Genomic DNA, 14,469 nt, shown 5'->3' on the forward strand with positions numbered 1-14,469 from the left:
CGTCTCAGGTGCGCGGTAGCATCCGCGCGGGGTGTAGCGGATCGGTTTCCTGCTCGAGCATAGATCGACGGCTCATCAGATGCCTCCAGAGTTCTTTTCGTCGGTTATGTCGGTGTGGTGATCAGCGGCGGCGCTGGCGCTTGCCGCCCCAGAACGCGCGGACTGCCATGGTGATCGCTTCGTCTTTGGTGAGGCGATCACCACGGGCCGCGGCTTCGTCGCGTGCCTGGTTGATGTACTCGAAGACGTCCGGAGGTAGTCGGAAGGTCGCGGGGTGTTTTTCGATGCGCTGGACATTGTACGGGCCGCGCTTCTTGCCGGTGCGGGGCGACGTGTCACACCCCAATCAGGGCGGCTTCGACGTCGTCATCGGCAACCCACCCTACGTCAACCGGCGCGAGCTCAGCTACCGCATCACCGGCTTCGAGACAGACAACGTCGACGACATCTACGCCTCCTGCTGCGAGCGCTCGGCGCAGATCACGCGCCCGGATGGCCGGCTCAGCCTGATCGTTCCCATCCGCAGCCAGTTCGCCGATCGCGACGAGTCACTGCGGAAGTTCTACGAGCGGCGGTTCGATGCGATCTGGGTGAGCACCTTCCAGGAACGCCCGGCTGCCCTGTTCCAGGTGAAGGTGCGCAGCACGATCATCACCGCCGCCGGGTATGGCAGCGTCTCCGAGCTGCACACGACGCTCACCCACAGCTGGATCGAGGCGTTCCGTCCGCATCTGATGGCGACACTGCGGTATTCGCTTCGGCCCGCCGGCTCGCGGACCCCGAACTGGATGCGCGCCAGCAGCGACGCGATGTTCGAGCTGATCGACACGCTGCTTGCGAAGGGCACGATCTCCTCGACGCCGCTTGTCCGTGTGAGCGACTACTCCGTCGGTTTCAAGAAGACCGCCACGTACTTCCTGAGCACGTACACGGTGCCGCCGGTCACCTACGACAAGACCACGCACGCCACGGTGCCCCTCAACGAGGGGAAGCTGTTCGTTCAGAACCGGAAGGACCAGCTCGCGGCCAGCGCGATCGCGGCGTCGCGGCTGGCGTTCCTGTGGTGGACGTTCACGGGCGACTGCTTCAACGTCACCAAGGGCACGATGTCGCAGATCCCATTCTCCCCGCACGCTTACGGGCAGGACACGTTCGATGCTCTGGTGGAGCTCGGCGAGAGGATCGAGGAGGCGCTGCCGGCCGTGCGCTCCTGGGATCTCAACTCCGGGAAGTACGTGGGCGGGTACGCGATCCCCGAACTGCGTCATCTCACCGGTCAGGCCGACGAGATCATGCTGGAGGCGATCGGCCGCATCGATCTGCTGCCGGAGATCCAGTACGCCCACGCCCGGATGTACAAGAGCACCGGGATTTCCGCGACGACACTGCGAAAGTTGCCGTTCGAGGTCGAGGTGTGACGCGCGACATCCGCACGGGTCCTTTGCCCTCGAGCGACTGCGATCGTTCGTCCGGGTCAGGATCCTCTGAGTGATGGATATGACAGGTAGGCGCTACCGGATGAGTTGACCCATCTCCCAGTCGCCGAGAGGGATCGTCCGACAAGTTCTGTCAGCGGTCCAAGCGGGACGGTGGCGGTCAGGTTGATCATCGCCGCACAGCATAGAACGCGTTCTCGAACTCGATGGGCGGGACGACACACCGACAGCGGTGGGGTGCCTACCCTTCTCAGGCGGAGTCACGGAGCGAGGTGACAAGCTCCGCGGGGAGGGCAAAGACCTTCTCGAGCAACGGGAGAAGGTCCCGGACTGCCTCGAGGTGCTGCTCTTCGGTCAGATCGTCGATCGCCGGAGGCTCGTCGCCAGTCCAGCCGATCGCTTCCGCCACGATCGTCAGGGACCAGGAGTCCCACCTGAGCCGCCCCTCGGATCGCAGCTGCTCCCGGAACTGACCGAGCACGCCCACGGGCTGAAACGCATTGCGATCGCGCGCGAGCTCGTCGCGAACGTACAACATCGCCGTTTCGAAACCGAGCAGGAACGTGTGCACTCGCTCGAACGTGACGGGCTGCCCGATATACATTCCGGATCGCTTCACGAATGCCTCGGCGATCGAGTAGACCGGCAACTCGGCCGGCCCGTTAGTTTCACTCATCTCGACTTCCCTGCCAGCAGCTCAGGAGACGGTCATTACCCGCGGCGCCGTTTGCGGCCCCAGTAGGCGCGAAGCGCAACGGTGACGATCTCGTCCTTGGTGAGGCGGTCGCCGCGGCTGGCTGCATCCTGCTTGGCCCAGTCCATCAGTTCAAGCGCGTCGTCGGGGAGACGGATCGAGACGGGCTTCTTCTGGACGTAGACGACGTTGTAGGGCCCCCGCTTCTTCTTCGCCGGCGGTGGCGTCTCCGCCTCGGCCGACTCAGGAGGCGTCGCGCTCGCCGCTGCCGGCTTCTGGCTTGCGCGAGGTGCGCGTGCGGGTGCTTCGGACGTCGCTGCCTGGTCGACGTCGCTGGTGACTTCCTCAGCGGGGGGCGCGGCCTTGCGTGCGCGGGGCTTCGCTGCAGCTGTGGGCTTCTTCGGGGCGGCCATGGTCACTGACCACCTCCTCGGTTTCCACGGCGGCGAGCGCGGCGCTCCTCGATGCGCCGCTTCTCTTCCATGCTGATGAGCTCCGCCGGCGACAGCGAGCGGGGGCGGCGAGTGCGGCCGCGCTCGGCCTGCCTCTGGTACTCGGTCGTCTTGGCCGTGCTGACGACGTTGAGGGTGACGCCGGTGATGGTGTCGCGGCTGGTGTCGAGGTTCACGTATCGGTTCTTCGACTCTTCGCGGAACCAGCCGAGGGCGTCGCCGCCGTTCTCGTGGATGCGCTTGAGCATCGTCGAGGCGTTGTACGAGTTGACCTCCATCACGCGGCCGTTGGAGAAGGTCAGGTGGGCGGTGATCTGCTTCTGCTTGTCGTGGGACTGGCCCTTGGCGGCGTTGCGGACCTGCTTGATCAGTTCGGCGTTCGCCTGCTCGCGGCCCTTCGCGGTGCGGCCCTTGGGGATGCGCATCTCGATGTACCGGTCGCCCCCGGTGGCGTATGCCACGTCGACGCGCAGCCGACCACCCTGGCGACCCTCAACGTAGGTGCCGCTGAGGTCTTCGGGGATGACGGGCTTGGCGCCGGCCTTGCCTCGCACGGGGGCGATCGAGCCGTCCTTGCGCCGGCGCCGCGGCGGGACGTGGGTGAGGCGTCCGGTGTCAGCGAGCTCCTGGAGCGCCTGGCGGTAGAGGGCGCCGCTGGTTTCGCCGTTGAGGATCTTGCGGACCATTCGAGGCGAGCGGTGCAGCTCCTCGGCGATCTCGGCCGTGCTGATGCCCTTGCGCCGCAGATCGCGGATGAGGTCTTGGGCGGTGCGCTGCTGGTCAGCCATCAGCCCTTCTCCTCTGCCTGCTCGAGCGCCTTGGCGATGCCGGCCCGCTCGGCACGTGCTTTCAGCGCGTCACGCTGCCGCAGCGTCTCCGGCGTGATGAAGGATCCGTTGAGGTAGCCCTGCAGGCGCAGGCGCCCGGTCTTGCCGTCGTCGCCGCCGCCGATGAACCGGTCCGGCAGGGACCACGCCGGCAGCTTGGTCGTGTAGATCGCATCACCCTGGATGCCGATGAGCGTCGAGGGGTCGACCGTGAGAGCACCGGAGGTGTAGCCGCCGAGGGAGCTGGGGCCGTGGAGGACGCGAGCGCGTGCGCGACCCCAGACCTGGGCGGCGAGCTCCGGGTGGTAGAAGCTTCGGGTGCGGTCGTTCGGGCGCGACGGGATGCGATAGATCCAGAGGTTGCCCTGTCGCAGCATCTTGGCCCTGTACTCGGGCGGGACGTCATCGGGCGACGCGGCGACGCGGGTCTCGTCGCGGCCCGCGGCGGCGAATGCACCGATCGAGTGCAGCATGATGTTCCGCAGCGCGGCGAGCACAGCGCGGCGCAGGTCCGGGTGCATCTCGTCCTGCAGCTGGACTCGCTCGCGGGCGCGCGTCATGCGCTCGGTGAAGGTGTCTAGAGGCTTGGCCTTGCGGAACACCACGGCCTCGTGAGGGCGGATCTCCCACCCGTGCTTGAGGGCGACGTGGATCTCGCTGCCGTCGGCCCAGGTGTCGTGCACCGCTCCGGGCCGGTTCGGATAGAACCAGCCTTCGCGAACGTCCAGGTGCTTCACACCGAGCAGGCCAACGTGGTTCCAGCCCTGAGGGACGCGGAACCGCACGTGGAAGCGGGCGCGCGCGTAGGGGTCTTGCTCGAGCAGCTCGTACGCGGCGGCCTGGTTCAGCCGGATCGCGGGGCCGATACCGAGCTCGCGCCCGACGCCGGCGAACATGAACCGGCCGTCGACGTAGGCGAACTCGCTGATCTTCTTCGTCTTGGCCGGGTCGATCAGCGGGACGCAGTCCTCGTGCTTGGCGAACGACTCCCCCGCGACCAGGTGGTCGTAGTGGTGCAGGCCCGAGGTGAAGTGGATCTCCTGGGCGATGTCGTCTTCGACCGGCACGGGGTTGATGTTCTTCGGCAGCGACAGCGCCCACAGGTTCGTTCCGGTGGCGGCAGGGCTGTTGAACAGGCGCGCGTTCTCGTCGGCGTGGCGAATGATCGACGCGGTGACGTTCCAGGCCAGACGAGCCTGGGCAGGGGTCAGCGGCCCGTCGCCGAACCACTCCTCCGCGGTGCGGACTTCGATCTTGAAGCCGGTGACCGCGTGCTCGAACCGACCGGTGGGCGGGCCGTTGTTGACCCAGTGGGCTCCGGGCTTCCAGTTCGGGGTCTGGACGTACAGCCAGTGCCGCACGCCAGGCGCAGGCTCGGGGCGCTTCCCGGTCAGCATGATGCGGTTAGCGCCGTACGAGGCAGCCGTGTCGAGCAGGTCCGTCAGGTTGGGGTTCTTGCGGCGCTCGCCGATGACGGGGCGAACGGGCGTGCCGGCGTCGGTGACGCCTTGCCCGGTGGTCTGGTCGACCCAGATCGTGGGCACGTCCTTCGGCGTCCACGGCTTGGGTCGGTAGTTCAGCTCGTCCATCTCACCCCCTCATTCGTCAGGTTATATTAGTCAAGAGTGCTTGAAAATTGCAATCAGATTTCGCAGTCGACGGGCGCTCCATGAAGGTCTGGCGGGGTCGCTAGGACGCGAGGCGGCCGCCGTAAGAGCGCCCGCGTCCGTGGTAGGACTTCTGCGCCTTCCGCAGCCCTTCCTCGGTCATCCCCAGCAGGAGGGCGATCTCTCGCTGGGTCAGCTCGGCCGCGCGCGCCTCGTCGACGACTTTGCCGCGGCGTTCGCGCAGCTCGTCCGCTTGCGCGAGCTGCTGGCCGATGCGACGGAGCTCCTCACGGATGGCGTCCGCGTCCTTGTTAGCCATGCGCCCCAGCATCCCCAACCAAGTTGGGTCTGGTTGCCGCGGCGCGCCGTAACCGCGAAAGTGGTTATATTCATCCAGCTGAGAGGAGCGCTGATGACCGGACGGCACCTCACCACGGCGGACGTCGCCGAGAAGCTCGGCGTGTCCGTCGTCGCGGTCTACAAGATGCGCTCCATCAGCAACAAGCTGCGCAGAGCCGGCCAGGAGGGTCCTCTGCTCCCCGAGCCGGTTGCCATAGAAGGCAACTCCCCGCTCTACGACGAGGCCGCGATCGACGCATTCGCGCAGGAGCGCGCGCGCAGGGCGCCCTCGCAGCGCGGCCGCCGGCCGCGACTGATGCCGGGACTGGCGCGCGATGCGGCTTTCGCGGAGCGGTTGCGGGCGGCGATCGCGGACGGGGCGGGGGCGCCCGAGGTTCCCACGCAGGCGGCTCTGATCGACCTGCTCGGCTTGAACGTCGTCACGTTCGGTGAGCGGATGCGAGGGCGCACCCGCTGGACCGACGCCGAGCTCGAGGTGATCAGGCGCACCCTCGGTGTCGACACGACGGATGCGAACGAGGTCGTAGACCGCGCTCGCGCGGCCAAGCGTCAGGCGCGCGCGGCGAGATCCCACGCGGGTTCGTAGCGGCTTCACGACATGCTCCCGCTCTCGTCGCTGGCTTGCTGGGCAGCGCAGGTTGAGAGCGTGTCCACGAGCGCACCGCGGTCGGCTTCGTCGACCGCGAGGTGCCAGGTGTCGACGATCTCCGTGTAGCGGGCGACGTAGGTGCACACGTAGTCGGCGTTCGATGGCAGCCACAGGGCTGGCCCGTGGTCGTTCTTGGCCGCATTCGTGTTGCCATCGACGGCGACGATGTTGTCGAACGAGTTGGCGAACTGAATGCGCTGCTGCTCGGTCCACGCCCACGCGCCCCCGGCGTGCGCCGCCGAAAGGCTGACGATGTGGTCGATCTGGACGCCGGAGCTTCCCGGGGCTCCAGGGGCGGCGATCCGGTCGTGCTCGAACTCAATGCGTGTGCCCGTGTACGGATCGGGGTCGAGCACGCCGGAGAGCACCGTGCAACCGTCACGGACGACGTCCTGCAGCTGGACGGCGAGGAGATCGTCTCGCTGATCGCAGCCGTTTCCCTCGATGTCGATCCAGCGCTCGCCGAACGTGGCGCGGCGATACTCGGGAATCTCCTCGGTGGGATCGATCAGCGGCAGCTCCTGCGCGACTGCGGCGAGCGCGGTGTAGTCGTAGGTCGGGTCCGGGGCGGGTGCCTGCGGGCGCGTCCATGTGTCGATCCAGGAGGTGATGCCCAGCTGGTGGGCGCCGAAGCCGAGCGCGAGAGCTGCGACCGCGGCGAGGGCTGTGCTGGCGCGGCGGGTGCGTCGGTTCATCTGCGCTCCTTTGCCTGTGCGGTGTCGGCTTGGTCGAGCAGCAGTATGGTTCGGGCGATCTGGGTGCGTGCCTCGTCGATGACCTCGAGGGTTTCGTCGTCGGCGTCGAGCTCTGAGAGTGCGTGGCTCTGGCGGCGGAGCTGGTCGCCGAGGTGGAACATGCCGGCACTGAGGAGGACCTCGGCGAGCGCGGCCGCGCGGGCGCCTTGGTGGTCGGCGCTGACGGCGAGGTCGTCGATGATCTCGATGAGGGTTGCGCGGGATCCCATCGTTGGGTCTTCTCCTGGAGTGAGCTCGCGGAGCGCTTCACGGTTGAGCAGCGTCTGGAAGAGCCTGTGCATCCGTTGGGTGAGGGGGCGGCCGTCGCGGCGGGTGCAGTTGAGCGCGAACTCGCGGAAGCTCCATCGGACGGTGACGGGTGTGCCGGTCTGGATGGTCATGGCTTCCTGGAGGCGCACGGCGATGTCGGTCATCAGTGCTCCTCGGTTCGGCCCAGGTGGGGGATCTGCTTGAGGTGGGCGCCGCGGCCGTTGCCGAGCTGGGGGGAGATCGCGCAGCTGGGCAGGTGCAGTCTCGCGTTCGGCCCGTGGCCTGCTGCCGCGTGGGGTGTGGGCTGCCGCGTTGGCCGGGTGTGCCGGGCGCCTCGCTGAGTCAGCGGGAGGGGGTTGAAGCGCAGCGACAGGGCCCAGCGATGGCCGCCGAGCGCGCGGACGACCCGCAGCCACTCTCCCTCTTTGGTGGAGTCGATGGTGAAGGTGTTCGGCTGGTCAGACATCTGCGGCTTCTTTCGGTGCGAAGGGGCTGTTCTTGGCGTCGCGGAGCATCTGCCGGGTGATCGGCTCGGTCTCCTCGAGCGAGGCGAGCGAGAAGTAGTGGCGGCGGGCGCGGGCCGCTTCGGTGCAGGTGAGCAGCTGGCGGTTGCCGTGGTTCGGGCATCCTCCCTTGCTGCGGCATCCGGCCAGGTAGCCGGCGGTGGTGCCGTGCAGGGCGGCTTCGAGGATGTCGAGCGTCTTGCTCATCAGGCGGCCTGCCGGAGTCCGAGGTCGTCACGGTCGCGGTCGATGGTGCGGACGTCGACGCCGAGCAGGTCGCTGAGCTGGGTGAGGCTGAGTCCGCGTTCGGTCCCGCGTCGGGTGGCTTCGAGGCGCTCGTCTCGGGTGAGGCGGACGTTCTGGCCGGCGAGAGCGAGCTCGATCGCGATCTCGTCGAGCAGGGGTTCCTGCCCGGCTGTGGGCGGTGCCGGGTCGGTGTCGATGTCGTCCCAGGCCAGCGGCGGCAGCCAGCCGTGCCGGCGTGCGACCGTGAGTGCGTAGGAGCGGCCGACCCGCTGCGCTCGGGTGTGGGTGGGGGGCTGCTGGTCCCAGAGCTCGTCGTAGAGCGCGGCGATGTCGTCGTGGACACGGATGTCCACGTAGGCGCCTTCGAGTGCCTTGTTGACCTTCCAGCGCGGGTAGCCGAGTCGGCGTGCGATCTCGTGGTGGTTCCATCCGATCGCGGCCAGAGCCTGGAGGCGCCGGCGGGTGCCGCGGCCGTTGACTCGGCCCTGCGCGGCGAGAGTGCTGCTGTCGGGGGTGACTGCGAGGAGTTTGCGGGCGGTGGCGCCGGTGACGAACCGTGCCGTCTCGCTGTTGAGCAGGCGACGGACCGTGGCGCCGCCGACGCCGGCGCTGATGGCGATCCGTTCGGGGATCATCCCGGTGTCGACCAGTGCCTGCAGGTGCTGCCGGATCGGCTCGATGGGTTGGTGCGCGTCCTGGTATCGCCCGTAGGCCAGGAGACGGTAGCGGTCGCGGCGGCGGCGCGCGTTGCCGTCCATGCAGGCGCGGCACCCGCAGAGGTGGACGACGTAGCAGGTGGAGGTCAGCCCGTGCTTGTGGTCCGGCGGGCAGGTGTGGGTCCGCATCTTCTCCTCCTCACAGATGGTTATATTCCCGAATATAACCCGTTCCCGAGGGTTTGGAACCCCCTCACTGCTAAGGGGTGGCCCCAGAGGCTCGAAGTCGACAATCTGAACGAGCTACAACGTTTGTTGCGGTTTCTCGCTACACTGTGCGCATGGCAGGATCAACTTTCGCTCGTCTGGGCGAGCTCGCGTCACAGCGTTGGGGCCTGGTGACCACCGCCCAGGCGCTCGAGGCTGGCGTGGCGCGCCCGACCCTGACGCGCCTCGCCAACAGCGGCGCGCTCATCCGCGTCGCGCGCGGCGTCTACCGCCTCGCCGGCGCGCCAGAGCACGAGCAGGAGGCGATCCTCGCGACCTGGCTCGCCCTCGGCGGCGCCGACCGTCCCCGCACAGACACCGGCGTCCCGCCCGTCGTCGCCGCAGGCCAGACGGCCGCGCAGCTGCATGGCATCGGCGACTGGTTCCCCGGGCCACTCGAGTTCGTCGTTCCCACCCGCCGCGGTACCCGCCTGGACGGGGTGCGGCTCCGCACCCGCGAGCTCGCGCCCACCGAGGTGGTCTCCGTCGACGGGATGCCGACCATGAGCGTCGAGCGCACGATCGCCGACCTGATCGAGCAGTGGGTCGACCGCTCCCTCGTCGCCGATGCGCTCGCCGACGCCGCGGACGCGGGAAAGCTGCTCTCCCCCGCCCGCCTGACCGAGTATCTGGAGCCGCTGGCCAAGCCCAACAAGTACCCCTCGGGTGCCGCGCTCGCGGCTGATCTGCTCGCTCTTGCGGGCGTCGACGCGGTGGTGCCGGCCGATGCCTGAGCCCGACGGCTACAAAGACTGGACGGGGCTTGCGCAGGCGATCAAGGCGGCCGCGACGAAGGCAGCCGGTGACGGCGCGAGCGCGCTGGATGTGAATGCGCAGATCGTGCAGGCACAGCACGATCGTTTCCTCAGCCGGGTCTTTGCGGAGGGGGAAGAGTCCGAGTGGCTGCTCAAGGGCGGCACGGCGATGCTCGCCCGGGTGCCGAAGTCACGGTCGACGAAAGACCTGGATCTGGCCTCGACCGGCGCCGCCGATCTGGATGCCGCGCAGCAGGCGCTCGAGCAGGCAGCCGCGCGTGATCTCGGCGACCATGTGCGGTTCCAGCTCACCCGTGCCCGTGCGACCGGGCGAGGAGAGAACCAGCCGGGTGTCGCGACCCGGCGCCTGGTGTTCACATGTCTGGACGCGAACACCGGCCGGAGGATCTCCGACATCCCCATCGACGTGGTCGTCGGCCCTCCCCCGGTCGGCCGCGTCGAGACGATCGAGCCGTCGACGCGGCTGCAGCTGGGGCGGCCGGTCCCGTCGCACCCCTACCGGCTGTTCCCGATCTCCGATCAGGTCGCGGAGAAGGTCACTGCGACGATGAGCACCTACAACGGCCGCCCCAGCAGCCGCGCGAAAGACCTGGTGGACATCGTCACCATTGCACGCACGCAGCGCGTCGACCTGCGCGAGCTGCAGATGGCCATCGACGCGAAGCGTGCACTGTCAAAGCTCGACTCGTTCACTACGTTCACGGTCCCGGACGGTTGGGACGGTCCCTACCGGGTGCTCGCGGCCGGCACGCCCTCAGCCGGCGGGATCACCGATCTGGGTGAGGCCGTGGCTCTCGCGCGTCAGCTGATCGATCCCGCGCTCGCCGACGCGCCCGTGCAACCGGGGACGGTCTGGGTCCCTGGCTCAGGCTGGACACAGAACCCTCCGCCGCCGGAGCCGGGCGGCAGCGGATCCCCTTCGGGGGAGGTCCACGTGCGCGCGCACGTGCGCTCCGGTTATCCCGTCACGGAGCACTGGCGCGCAGCGCGCGGCTCAGCCCAGGAGTGACCGCGTCAGTGCGCCGCGTCGTACGCCTCGAGGATGGACGCGGGAACCCTGCCGCGATCGCTGACCTGGTGTCCGTTCTGACTGGCCCATTCACGCACCGTGTTGAGATCGGCCCGTCCGCCCCGCGACGTCCTCGCCGGACGCCGGGTGGCTGCGCCGATGCGGCGCGCGCTCTTGGCCCAGGCCTCGAACTCGAGATCGATCTCGAGTTGCTTTCCGTCGATCGCGAAGGTCGCGGGATCGAGCCGCTCGCCAGGTCGCGCACACCACCGCGAAGGGCGGCGTCATCGCGATGACGAAGTCGCTCGCTGCGGAGGGCGCCCGCTACGGCGTCCGCGCGAACTCGATCTCGCCTGGCTTCGTCAGCACCCCGGCGACGGACAAGGCGGTGGATGCGGAGGGCAAGGCCTGGCAGGTCGGCAACGCGCTCATTCAACGCCCCGGCACGGGCGAGGACATCGCGTACATGCCGCTCTACCTGGCCTCCGACGAGTCCTCTTGGGTGACCGGACAGAACTACAGCGTCGACGGCGGCGCGACCGCCGGGTGGCGGAACGACAGCGAGACGGACCGACTGGCCGCGAAGAACGGCTGACACGCGGGTCGCGGCGCGACCGGTGACGGACGTGAGGCACGGTGTCAGCTGACACCGTGCCTCCCGTCCGTCGTGGCCACCTCGTCTAAATCGCGAGGTACCCGCCGTCGACGGCGAACTGCGCGCCGGTCGCGAAGGCGGCCGCGTCGGAACCGAGCCACGCGACCATCTCGGCGATGTCGTGCGGCGTGCCGAGTCGGCCGATCGGGTGCTTCGTCAGCAGCGCGTCCTTGAAGCCGGGGTAGGTCTCCTCCAGCGCGTCTATCATTGGCGTCTGGATCACCCCGGGCAGCACTGCGTTCACGCGGATGCCTTTGTCGGAGTACTCCACCGCGGCGGCTCGGGTGAGGCCGATGACGCCGTGCTTCGACGTGACGTAGGCGGACTGGTGGGCGATGGCGACCTGCCCGAGGGACGAGGCGGTGTTGATGATGGATCCGCCGCCCTGCGCCAGCATCTGCGGGATCTCGGCCTGCACGCCGGTTCAATATTCCGCACAGAGGAAGTTGGCCCCACGGCGTTACTGCAGTCAATCGTTCTGTTGCGCAAGCCCCCGCAGGTAAGCACGTGCGTCGTCGAGGCTGACGACATCGCCGTACTTCGCGTCGATGTCAAAGAGGCTGGCCAGGTGCGGAAGGGCTGCCCGGTCGCCGACTGCCTCTTCGACGACGATGGTGTGGAAGCCGTAGGAGCAGGCGTCAACCGCCGAGGCGCGCACGCACCCACTGGTGGTGCAGCCGACGATGATGATGGTGTCGACACCCCGTGAGATCAAGCGTGCGGCGAGATCAGTTCCGAAGAAGCAGGATGCGTACTTCTTCACCAGGGTCATCTCGTGGGGCAGCTGGCCCAGCCTGCTGTCGACCTCCACCCATTCGCTGCCCTCCACCAACAGGTGGTTGGACGGGATCTTCTTGATCCAGAGCCCCGCCTCCTGCAATTCGGTGTCGTACGCGACCGTCGAGAAGAAGATGGGGATCTCGAGTTCACGGGCGGGGACGAGTAAGGCATTGGTGGCGGCCAGCTGTGACTCCAGTTCGCCTGACAGGGGCGAACGGCTGTCCGTGAATCCGGTGATCAAGTCGACGATCAGCAGCGCCGGCTTCTCGCCGTAGCCGATCCGGCCGCCCAATCCCTTGGCCTTGAACTCGTCGCGCAGCCGTGCGTACTCATCGATCAGCTCCGTATTCGTCACGAATCGGCTCTCCTGTTCCCCGTCGACTGATAGTGCGCCGCGATGGCATCGCTCGTCGTCACCCAGACACCATCGTGAGACGTGATGTGCTCGAGGGCCCGATCAAGGTAGCGGTGGCGGAACGGCTGGCCGACGATGAACGGGTGCAACGGCAGCGACATGACGCGACCCGAGTGCTCGGAGTCTGAATAGAGCTGATCGAACTGGTCGATCACCGCTTCCAGGAACTGCGGGCCGGTATAGCTCTTACTCACGAACATCGTCACATCGTTGAGTTCTATCGTGTAGGGAACGCTGAACATCCCGTCGACGTTCAGCGGATACGGCTGATCGTCGTTCGTCCAGTCCAGGACGTAGTCATACCCCAGCTCCCGAAGGATCCGGCTGCAGCATCGCGGTACCGCCGAAGATGCTCGTGGAGGGCTTGTCGATCTGATAGTGCTCGATGTTCAGCCCGACATAGAACGCCACTCGGGCCCCATTCGGCCACGAAATCGTCGGTCGCTCCGTGATCGGGCTGTAATCGAAGCGGAAAGTGTCAAGGCGGGTGAGACAGATTCCGTCAGGCGGTCTGTATGAGGGCCTCCTGTGAGGGCTGGTTGATCCAGGCGGCCTCGGGCAGCTTGGGCGCCTGGGGTCGGCGGTGGCCGAAGCGCTCGGGACGGGCGGCGTAGGCCGCGTCCAGGGTGGCCTGGCGCTGGGCGCGGACCTGCCCGGCGGTGCCGAAGTGGACGCTGGCGGGGGTGTGCAGCCCGATCCCGCAGTGGCGGTGCTCGTGGTTGTAGTAGGCGAAGAACTGCTCGGCGAACGCGCCGGCGTCGGCCAGGGACCCGAAGCGCTCGGGGAAGACCGGGGCGTACTTCAGCGTCTTGAACGCCGCCTCGCTGTAAGGGTTGTCGTTCGACACGTGCGGGCGGGAGTGCGACCTGGCCACCCCGAGGTCGACGAGCAGCTGAGCGACCGGTTTGGAGGTCATCGAGGTCCCGCGGTCGGCGTGGATCGCCTCCGGCACGCCATGGATGCCCATGGCGTGCTCGAGCAGGTTCTTGGCGATCTCGGCGTCCTCGCGGGCCGCGATGGTCCAGCCCACGACGAACCTGGAGAAGATGTCGAGCACGACGTACAGGTCGTAGTACACGCCCCGCTCCGGCCCCTTGAGCTTTGTGATGTCCCAACTCCACACCTGCCCCGGCGCCGTCGCGACGAGCTCGGGCCGGGTCCGGGGCGGGTGGCTCGCCTGCCGGCGCCGTTCCCCGGCCATGTCGTGCTCGCGCAGGATCCGGTGCATCGTGGACATCGAGCACAGGTAGGTGCCCTCGTCCAGCAGCGTGGCCCAGACCTGGGCGACCGACTTGTCCGCGAACCGCTGGCTGGTCAACACGGCCAGCACGTGGGCCCGCTCGGCGGCGGACAGCTTGTTCGCCGGTGCCGGCCGCGGTGTCCGTGGACGTGGCGGTGGCGGGTTCTTGGCCCGGTAGTGACTGGCGCGGGAGCGACCCAGCAGCGCGCACGCAGCCGCGGTGCCGACGTGCTCGGCCAGCCCGTCGACGGCCGGGTTGATCACCGCGGCGACCGCGGCGGCTTGTCCGCGCTCTCGGAGAGCGTCTCCAAGAGCGCGTGTGCTTTTCCCATCAGGTCCAGCGCCGCCCTGGTCTTGGCCAGCTCGGCCTCGGCCTTCTCCGCCCGGGCCCGTAGCGCCTGCAGCTCCCGCTCGCGCCGGTCCCGCGGCTTGCTGCCCAGCCCGGACAGCGAGCCGGCGGCCGCGGCCTTGCGCCACTCGATGATGTGGGAGGTGTACAGGCCCTCCCGGCGCAGGATCTCCCCACGCCCAGAGCGGTCCGCGGCGTCGTACTCGGCCAGGATCGCCGCTTTGAACTCGGCGGTGAACGTCCGCCTCTTGGGCCGGTCAGCACGAGGAGCCATAGCCCCATCATCGGTGCCGACGTCAGCAACCGTCATCGTCATCTCAGTATTGGTCCGTTCTCGCCCCGTGCAGTGCGAAGGTCAGCAGTGCTGGTGTCTCACCCCATCCTGACGCACAGGGGGCGGCTGGACGATCTCACCGAGTGGGCGCATGGTTTCACCGGCCGGGCCCAGTCGTTCCCCGGCTACCGGGCCTGGAGTCCCGCGGGGTGGTGGTCTTTCGGGCCCGCGGCGTCGTGACCGCGACGGGGTGAGCCATCGTGCGATGGT

The 14,469-nt window shown here is 68.1% G+C and carries 21 protein-coding genes; 5 read left to right on the forward strand and 16 right to left on the reverse strand.

All coding sequences use genetic code 11. The features are described from left to right. Nucleotides 1-121: 121 nt before the first annotated feature. Nucleotides 122-346, reverse strand: a complete 225-nt coding sequence (locus ACQVDU_RS14410) for a hypothetical protein (RefSeq protein ID WP_039712023.1) — start codon at nucleotides 344-346, stop codon at nucleotides 122-124. Between ACQVDU_RS14410 and ACQVDU_RS14415 the strand changes: the two genes are divergently transcribed. After that, on the forward strand, nucleotides 333-1,418 hold the full coding sequence (locus ACQVDU_RS14415) for an SAM-dependent methyltransferase (protein WP_039712022.1): 1,086 nt from the start codon (nucleotides 333-335) through the stop codon (nucleotides 1,416-1,418). The two genes, ACQVDU_RS14410 and ACQVDU_RS14415, sit on opposite strands and share 14 nt — an antisense overlap. A gap of 268 nt (nucleotides 1,419-1,686) precedes the next feature. Here the strand turns inward: ACQVDU_RS14415 and ACQVDU_RS14420 are convergent, their stop codons facing one another. From ACQVDU_RS14420 to ACQVDU_RS14440, 5 genes are all read right to left on the reverse strand, one after another. Next, nucleotides 1,687-2,112, reverse strand: a complete 426-nt coding sequence (locus ACQVDU_RS14420; RefSeq protein WP_005050749.1) for a hypothetical protein — start codon at nucleotides 2,110-2,112, stop codon at nucleotides 1,687-1,689. A 35-nt stretch (nucleotides 2,113-2,147) separates the two neighbouring features. After that, a complete protein-coding gene (locus ACQVDU_RS14425; protein ID WP_005050751.1) occupies nucleotides 2,148-2,549 on the reverse strand; it encodes a hypothetical protein in 402 nt (133 codons plus the stop codon). Beyond that, nucleotides 2,546-3,370, reverse strand: a complete 825-nt coding sequence (locus ACQVDU_RS14430; RefSeq protein WP_047801722.1) for a hypothetical protein — start codon at nucleotides 3,368-3,370, stop codon at nucleotides 2,546-2,548. Before ACQVDU_RS14430 ends, ACQVDU_RS14425 begins: the two co-directional genes overlap by 4 nt. After that, nucleotides 3,370-4,998 carry a hypothetical protein gene (locus ACQVDU_RS14435; protein WP_005050756.1) on the reverse strand — a complete coding sequence of 543 codons (1,629 nt, stop codon included), beginning with the start codon at nucleotides 4,996-4,998 and terminating at the stop codon, nucleotides 3,370-3,372. The genes ACQVDU_RS14430 and ACQVDU_RS14435 overlap by 1 nt, the downstream gene beginning before the upstream one ends. A 100-nt stretch (nucleotides 4,999-5,098) precedes the next feature. After that, a complete protein-coding gene (locus ACQVDU_RS14440; RefSeq protein ID WP_043340519.1) occupies nucleotides 5,099-5,335 on the reverse strand; it encodes a hypothetical protein in 237 nt (78 codons plus the stop codon). Between the two features lie 93 nt (nucleotides 5,336-5,428). Here ACQVDU_RS14440 and ACQVDU_RS14445 point away from each other — a divergent pair, with 93 nt between their 5' ends. Next, entirely contained in the window at nucleotides 5,429-5,962 is a 534-nt protein-coding gene (locus ACQVDU_RS14445) for a helix-turn-helix transcriptional regulator (protein ID WP_005050761.1), read from the forward strand. A 5-nt stretch (nucleotides 5,963-5,967) separates the two neighbouring features. Here the strand turns inward: ACQVDU_RS14445 and ACQVDU_RS14450 are convergent, their stop codons facing one another. Genes ACQVDU_RS14450 through ACQVDU_RS14470 form a run of 5 tightly spaced genes read right to left on the reverse strand, consistent with a single transcriptional unit; the run spans nucleotide 5,968 to nucleotide 8,623 of the window. After that, nucleotides 5,968-6,720: an HNH endonuclease family protein gene (locus tag ACQVDU_RS14450; protein WP_005050763.1), complete on the reverse strand. Its 753-nt coding sequence runs from the start codon at nucleotides 6,718-6,720 to the stop codon at nucleotides 5,968-5,970. Continuing rightward, on the reverse strand, nucleotides 6,717-7,193 hold the full coding sequence (locus tag ACQVDU_RS14455) for a hypothetical protein (RefSeq protein ID WP_005050765.1): 477 nt from the start codon (nucleotides 7,191-7,193) through the stop codon (nucleotides 6,717-6,719). Before ACQVDU_RS14455 ends, ACQVDU_RS14450 begins: the two co-directional genes overlap by 4 nt. Beyond that, entirely contained in the window at nucleotides 7,193-7,495 is a 303-nt protein-coding gene (locus ACQVDU_RS14460; protein WP_005050767.1) for a hypothetical protein, read from the reverse strand. The genes ACQVDU_RS14455 and ACQVDU_RS14460 overlap by 1 nt, the downstream gene beginning before the upstream one ends. Next, entirely contained in the window at nucleotides 7,488-7,739 is a 252-nt protein-coding gene (locus tag ACQVDU_RS14465; RefSeq protein WP_005050769.1) for a hypothetical protein, read from the reverse strand. Before ACQVDU_RS14465 ends, ACQVDU_RS14460 begins: the two co-directional genes overlap by 8 nt. Then, nucleotides 7,739-8,623, reverse strand: coding sequence for a hypothetical protein (locus ACQVDU_RS14470; protein ID WP_005050771.1), 885 nt, complete (start codon nucleotides 8,621-8,623; stop codon nucleotides 7,739-7,741). Before ACQVDU_RS14470 ends, ACQVDU_RS14465 begins: the two co-directional genes overlap by 1 nt. A 152-nt stretch (nucleotides 8,624-8,775) precedes the next feature. On the opposite strand from ACQVDU_RS14470, the gene ACQVDU_RS14475 reads away from it, so the two are divergent. Beyond that, on the forward strand, nucleotides 8,776-9,435 hold the full coding sequence (locus ACQVDU_RS14475) for a type IV toxin-antitoxin system AbiEi family antitoxin domain-containing protein (protein WP_005050774.1): 660 nt from the start codon (nucleotides 8,776-8,778) through the stop codon (nucleotides 9,433-9,435). Continuing rightward, nucleotides 9,428-10,486 carry a nucleotidyl transferase AbiEii/AbiGii toxin family protein gene (locus ACQVDU_RS14480; protein ID WP_005050776.1) on the forward strand — a complete coding sequence of 353 codons (1,059 nt, stop codon included), beginning with the start codon at nucleotides 9,428-9,430 and terminating at the stop codon, nucleotides 10,484-10,486. Before ACQVDU_RS14475 ends, ACQVDU_RS14480 begins: the two co-directional genes overlap by 8 nt. Before the next feature lie 5 nt (nucleotides 10,487-10,491). On the opposite strand, the gene ACQVDU_RS14485 is transcribed toward ACQVDU_RS14480, so the two are convergent. Then, complete coding sequence (locus ACQVDU_RS14485; protein ID WP_082157160.1) at nucleotides 10,492-10,710, reverse strand: Lsr2 family DNA-binding protein; 219 nt, start codon at nucleotides 10,708-10,710, stop codon at nucleotides 10,492-10,494. Between ACQVDU_RS14485 and ACQVDU_RS14490 the strand changes: the two genes are divergently transcribed. Then, a complete protein-coding gene (locus ACQVDU_RS14490) occupies nucleotides 10,638-11,081 on the forward strand; it encodes an SDR family NAD(P)-dependent oxidoreductase (protein WP_082157159.1) in 444 nt (147 codons plus the stop codon). The genes ACQVDU_RS14485 and ACQVDU_RS14490 overlap by 73 nt on opposite strands. Nucleotides 11,082-11,166: 85 nt before the next feature. Here the strand turns inward: ACQVDU_RS14490 and ACQVDU_RS14495 are convergent, their stop codons facing one another. The 4 genes from ACQVDU_RS14495 to ACQVDU_RS14510 form a co-directional block, all read right to left on the reverse strand. Next, complete coding sequence (locus tag ACQVDU_RS14495; protein WP_005050794.1) at nucleotides 11,167-11,559, reverse strand: SDR family oxidoreductase; 393 nt, start codon at nucleotides 11,557-11,559, stop codon at nucleotides 11,167-11,169. 51 nt (nucleotides 11,560-11,610) lie between these two features. Further along, nucleotides 11,611-12,276, reverse strand: coding sequence for an N-carbamoylsarcosine amidohydrolase (locus ACQVDU_RS14500; protein WP_005050795.1), 666 nt, complete (start codon nucleotides 12,274-12,276; stop codon nucleotides 11,611-11,613). Continuing rightward, nucleotides 12,273-12,536, reverse strand: a complete 264-nt coding sequence (locus tag ACQVDU_RS14505; protein ID WP_443477498.1) for a hypothetical protein — start codon at nucleotides 12,534-12,536, stop codon at nucleotides 12,273-12,275. Before ACQVDU_RS14505 ends, ACQVDU_RS14500 begins: the two co-directional genes overlap by 4 nt. Nucleotides 12,537-12,838: 302 nt before the next feature. Next, nucleotides 12,839-14,235, reverse strand: a protein-coding gene (locus ACQVDU_RS14510) for an IS3 family transposase (protein ID WP_370428832.1) whose coding sequence is annotated in 2 segments (ribosomal slippage) — nucleotides 12,839-13,899 and nucleotides 13,899-14,235 — 1,398 coding nt in all. Because the reading frame shifts where the segments join, the coding sequence is not laid out codon by codon here. Between the last annotated feature and the right edge of the window lie 234 nt (nucleotides 14,236-14,469).

The sequence above is a fragment of the Microbacterium sp. F2 genome, from assembly GCF_052274505.1.
Taxonomy (GTDB): domain Bacteria; phylum Actinomycetota; class Actinomycetes; order Actinomycetales; family Microbacteriaceae; genus Microbacterium.

Bases quoted from the DNA above. Each gene is read 5' to 3' on its own strand.
- ACQVDU_RS14480 (WP_005050776.1), top strand. From the start codon at position 9,428: ATGCCTGAGCCCGACGGCTACAAAGACTGGACGGGGCTTGCGCAGGCG.
- ACQVDU_RS14455 (WP_005050765.1), bottom strand. From the start codon at position 7,193: ATGACCGACATCGCCGTGCGCCTCCAGGAAGCCATGACCATCCAGACC.
- ACQVDU_RS14475 (WP_005050774.1), top strand. From the start codon at position 8,776: ATGGCAGGATCAACTTTCGCTCGTCTGGGCGAGCTCGCGTCACAGCGT.
- ACQVDU_RS14430 (WP_047801722.1), bottom strand. From the start codon at position 3,370: ATGGCTGACCAGCAGCGCACCGCCCAAGACCTCATCCGCGATCTGCGG.
- ACQVDU_RS14420 (WP_005050749.1), bottom strand. From the start codon at position 2,112: ATGAGTGAAACTAACGGGCCGGCCGAGTTGCCGGTCTACTCGATCGCC.
- ACQVDU_RS14460 (WP_005050767.1), bottom strand. From the start codon at position 7,495: ATGTCTGACCAGCCGAACACCTTCACCATCGACTCCACCAAAGAGGGA.
- ACQVDU_RS14450 (WP_005050763.1), bottom strand. From the start codon at position 6,720: ATGAACCGACGCACCCGCCGCGCCAGCACAGCCCTCGCCGCGGTCGCA.
- ACQVDU_RS14440 (WP_043340519.1), bottom strand. From the start codon at position 5,335: ATGGCTAACAAGGACGCGGACGCCATCCGTGAGGAGCTCCGTCGCATC.
- ACQVDU_RS14435 (WP_005050756.1), bottom strand. From the start codon at position 4,998: ATGGACGAGCTGAACTACCGACCCAAGCCGTGGACGCCGAAGGACGTG.
- ACQVDU_RS14505 (WP_443477498.1), bottom strand. From the start codon at position 12,536: ATGTTCGTGAGTAAGAGCTATACCGGCCCGCAGTTCCTGGAAGCGGTG.
- ACQVDU_RS14470 (WP_005050771.1), bottom strand. From the start codon at position 8,623: ATGCGGACCCACACCTGCCCGCCGGACCACAAGCACGGGCTGACCTCC.
- ACQVDU_RS14445 (WP_005050761.1), top strand. From the start codon at position 5,429: ATGACCGGACGGCACCTCACCACGGCGGACGTCGCCGAGAAGCTCGGC.
- ACQVDU_RS14465 (WP_005050769.1), bottom strand. From the start codon at position 7,739: ATGAGCAAGACGCTCGACATCCTCGAAGCCGCCCTGCACGGCACCACC.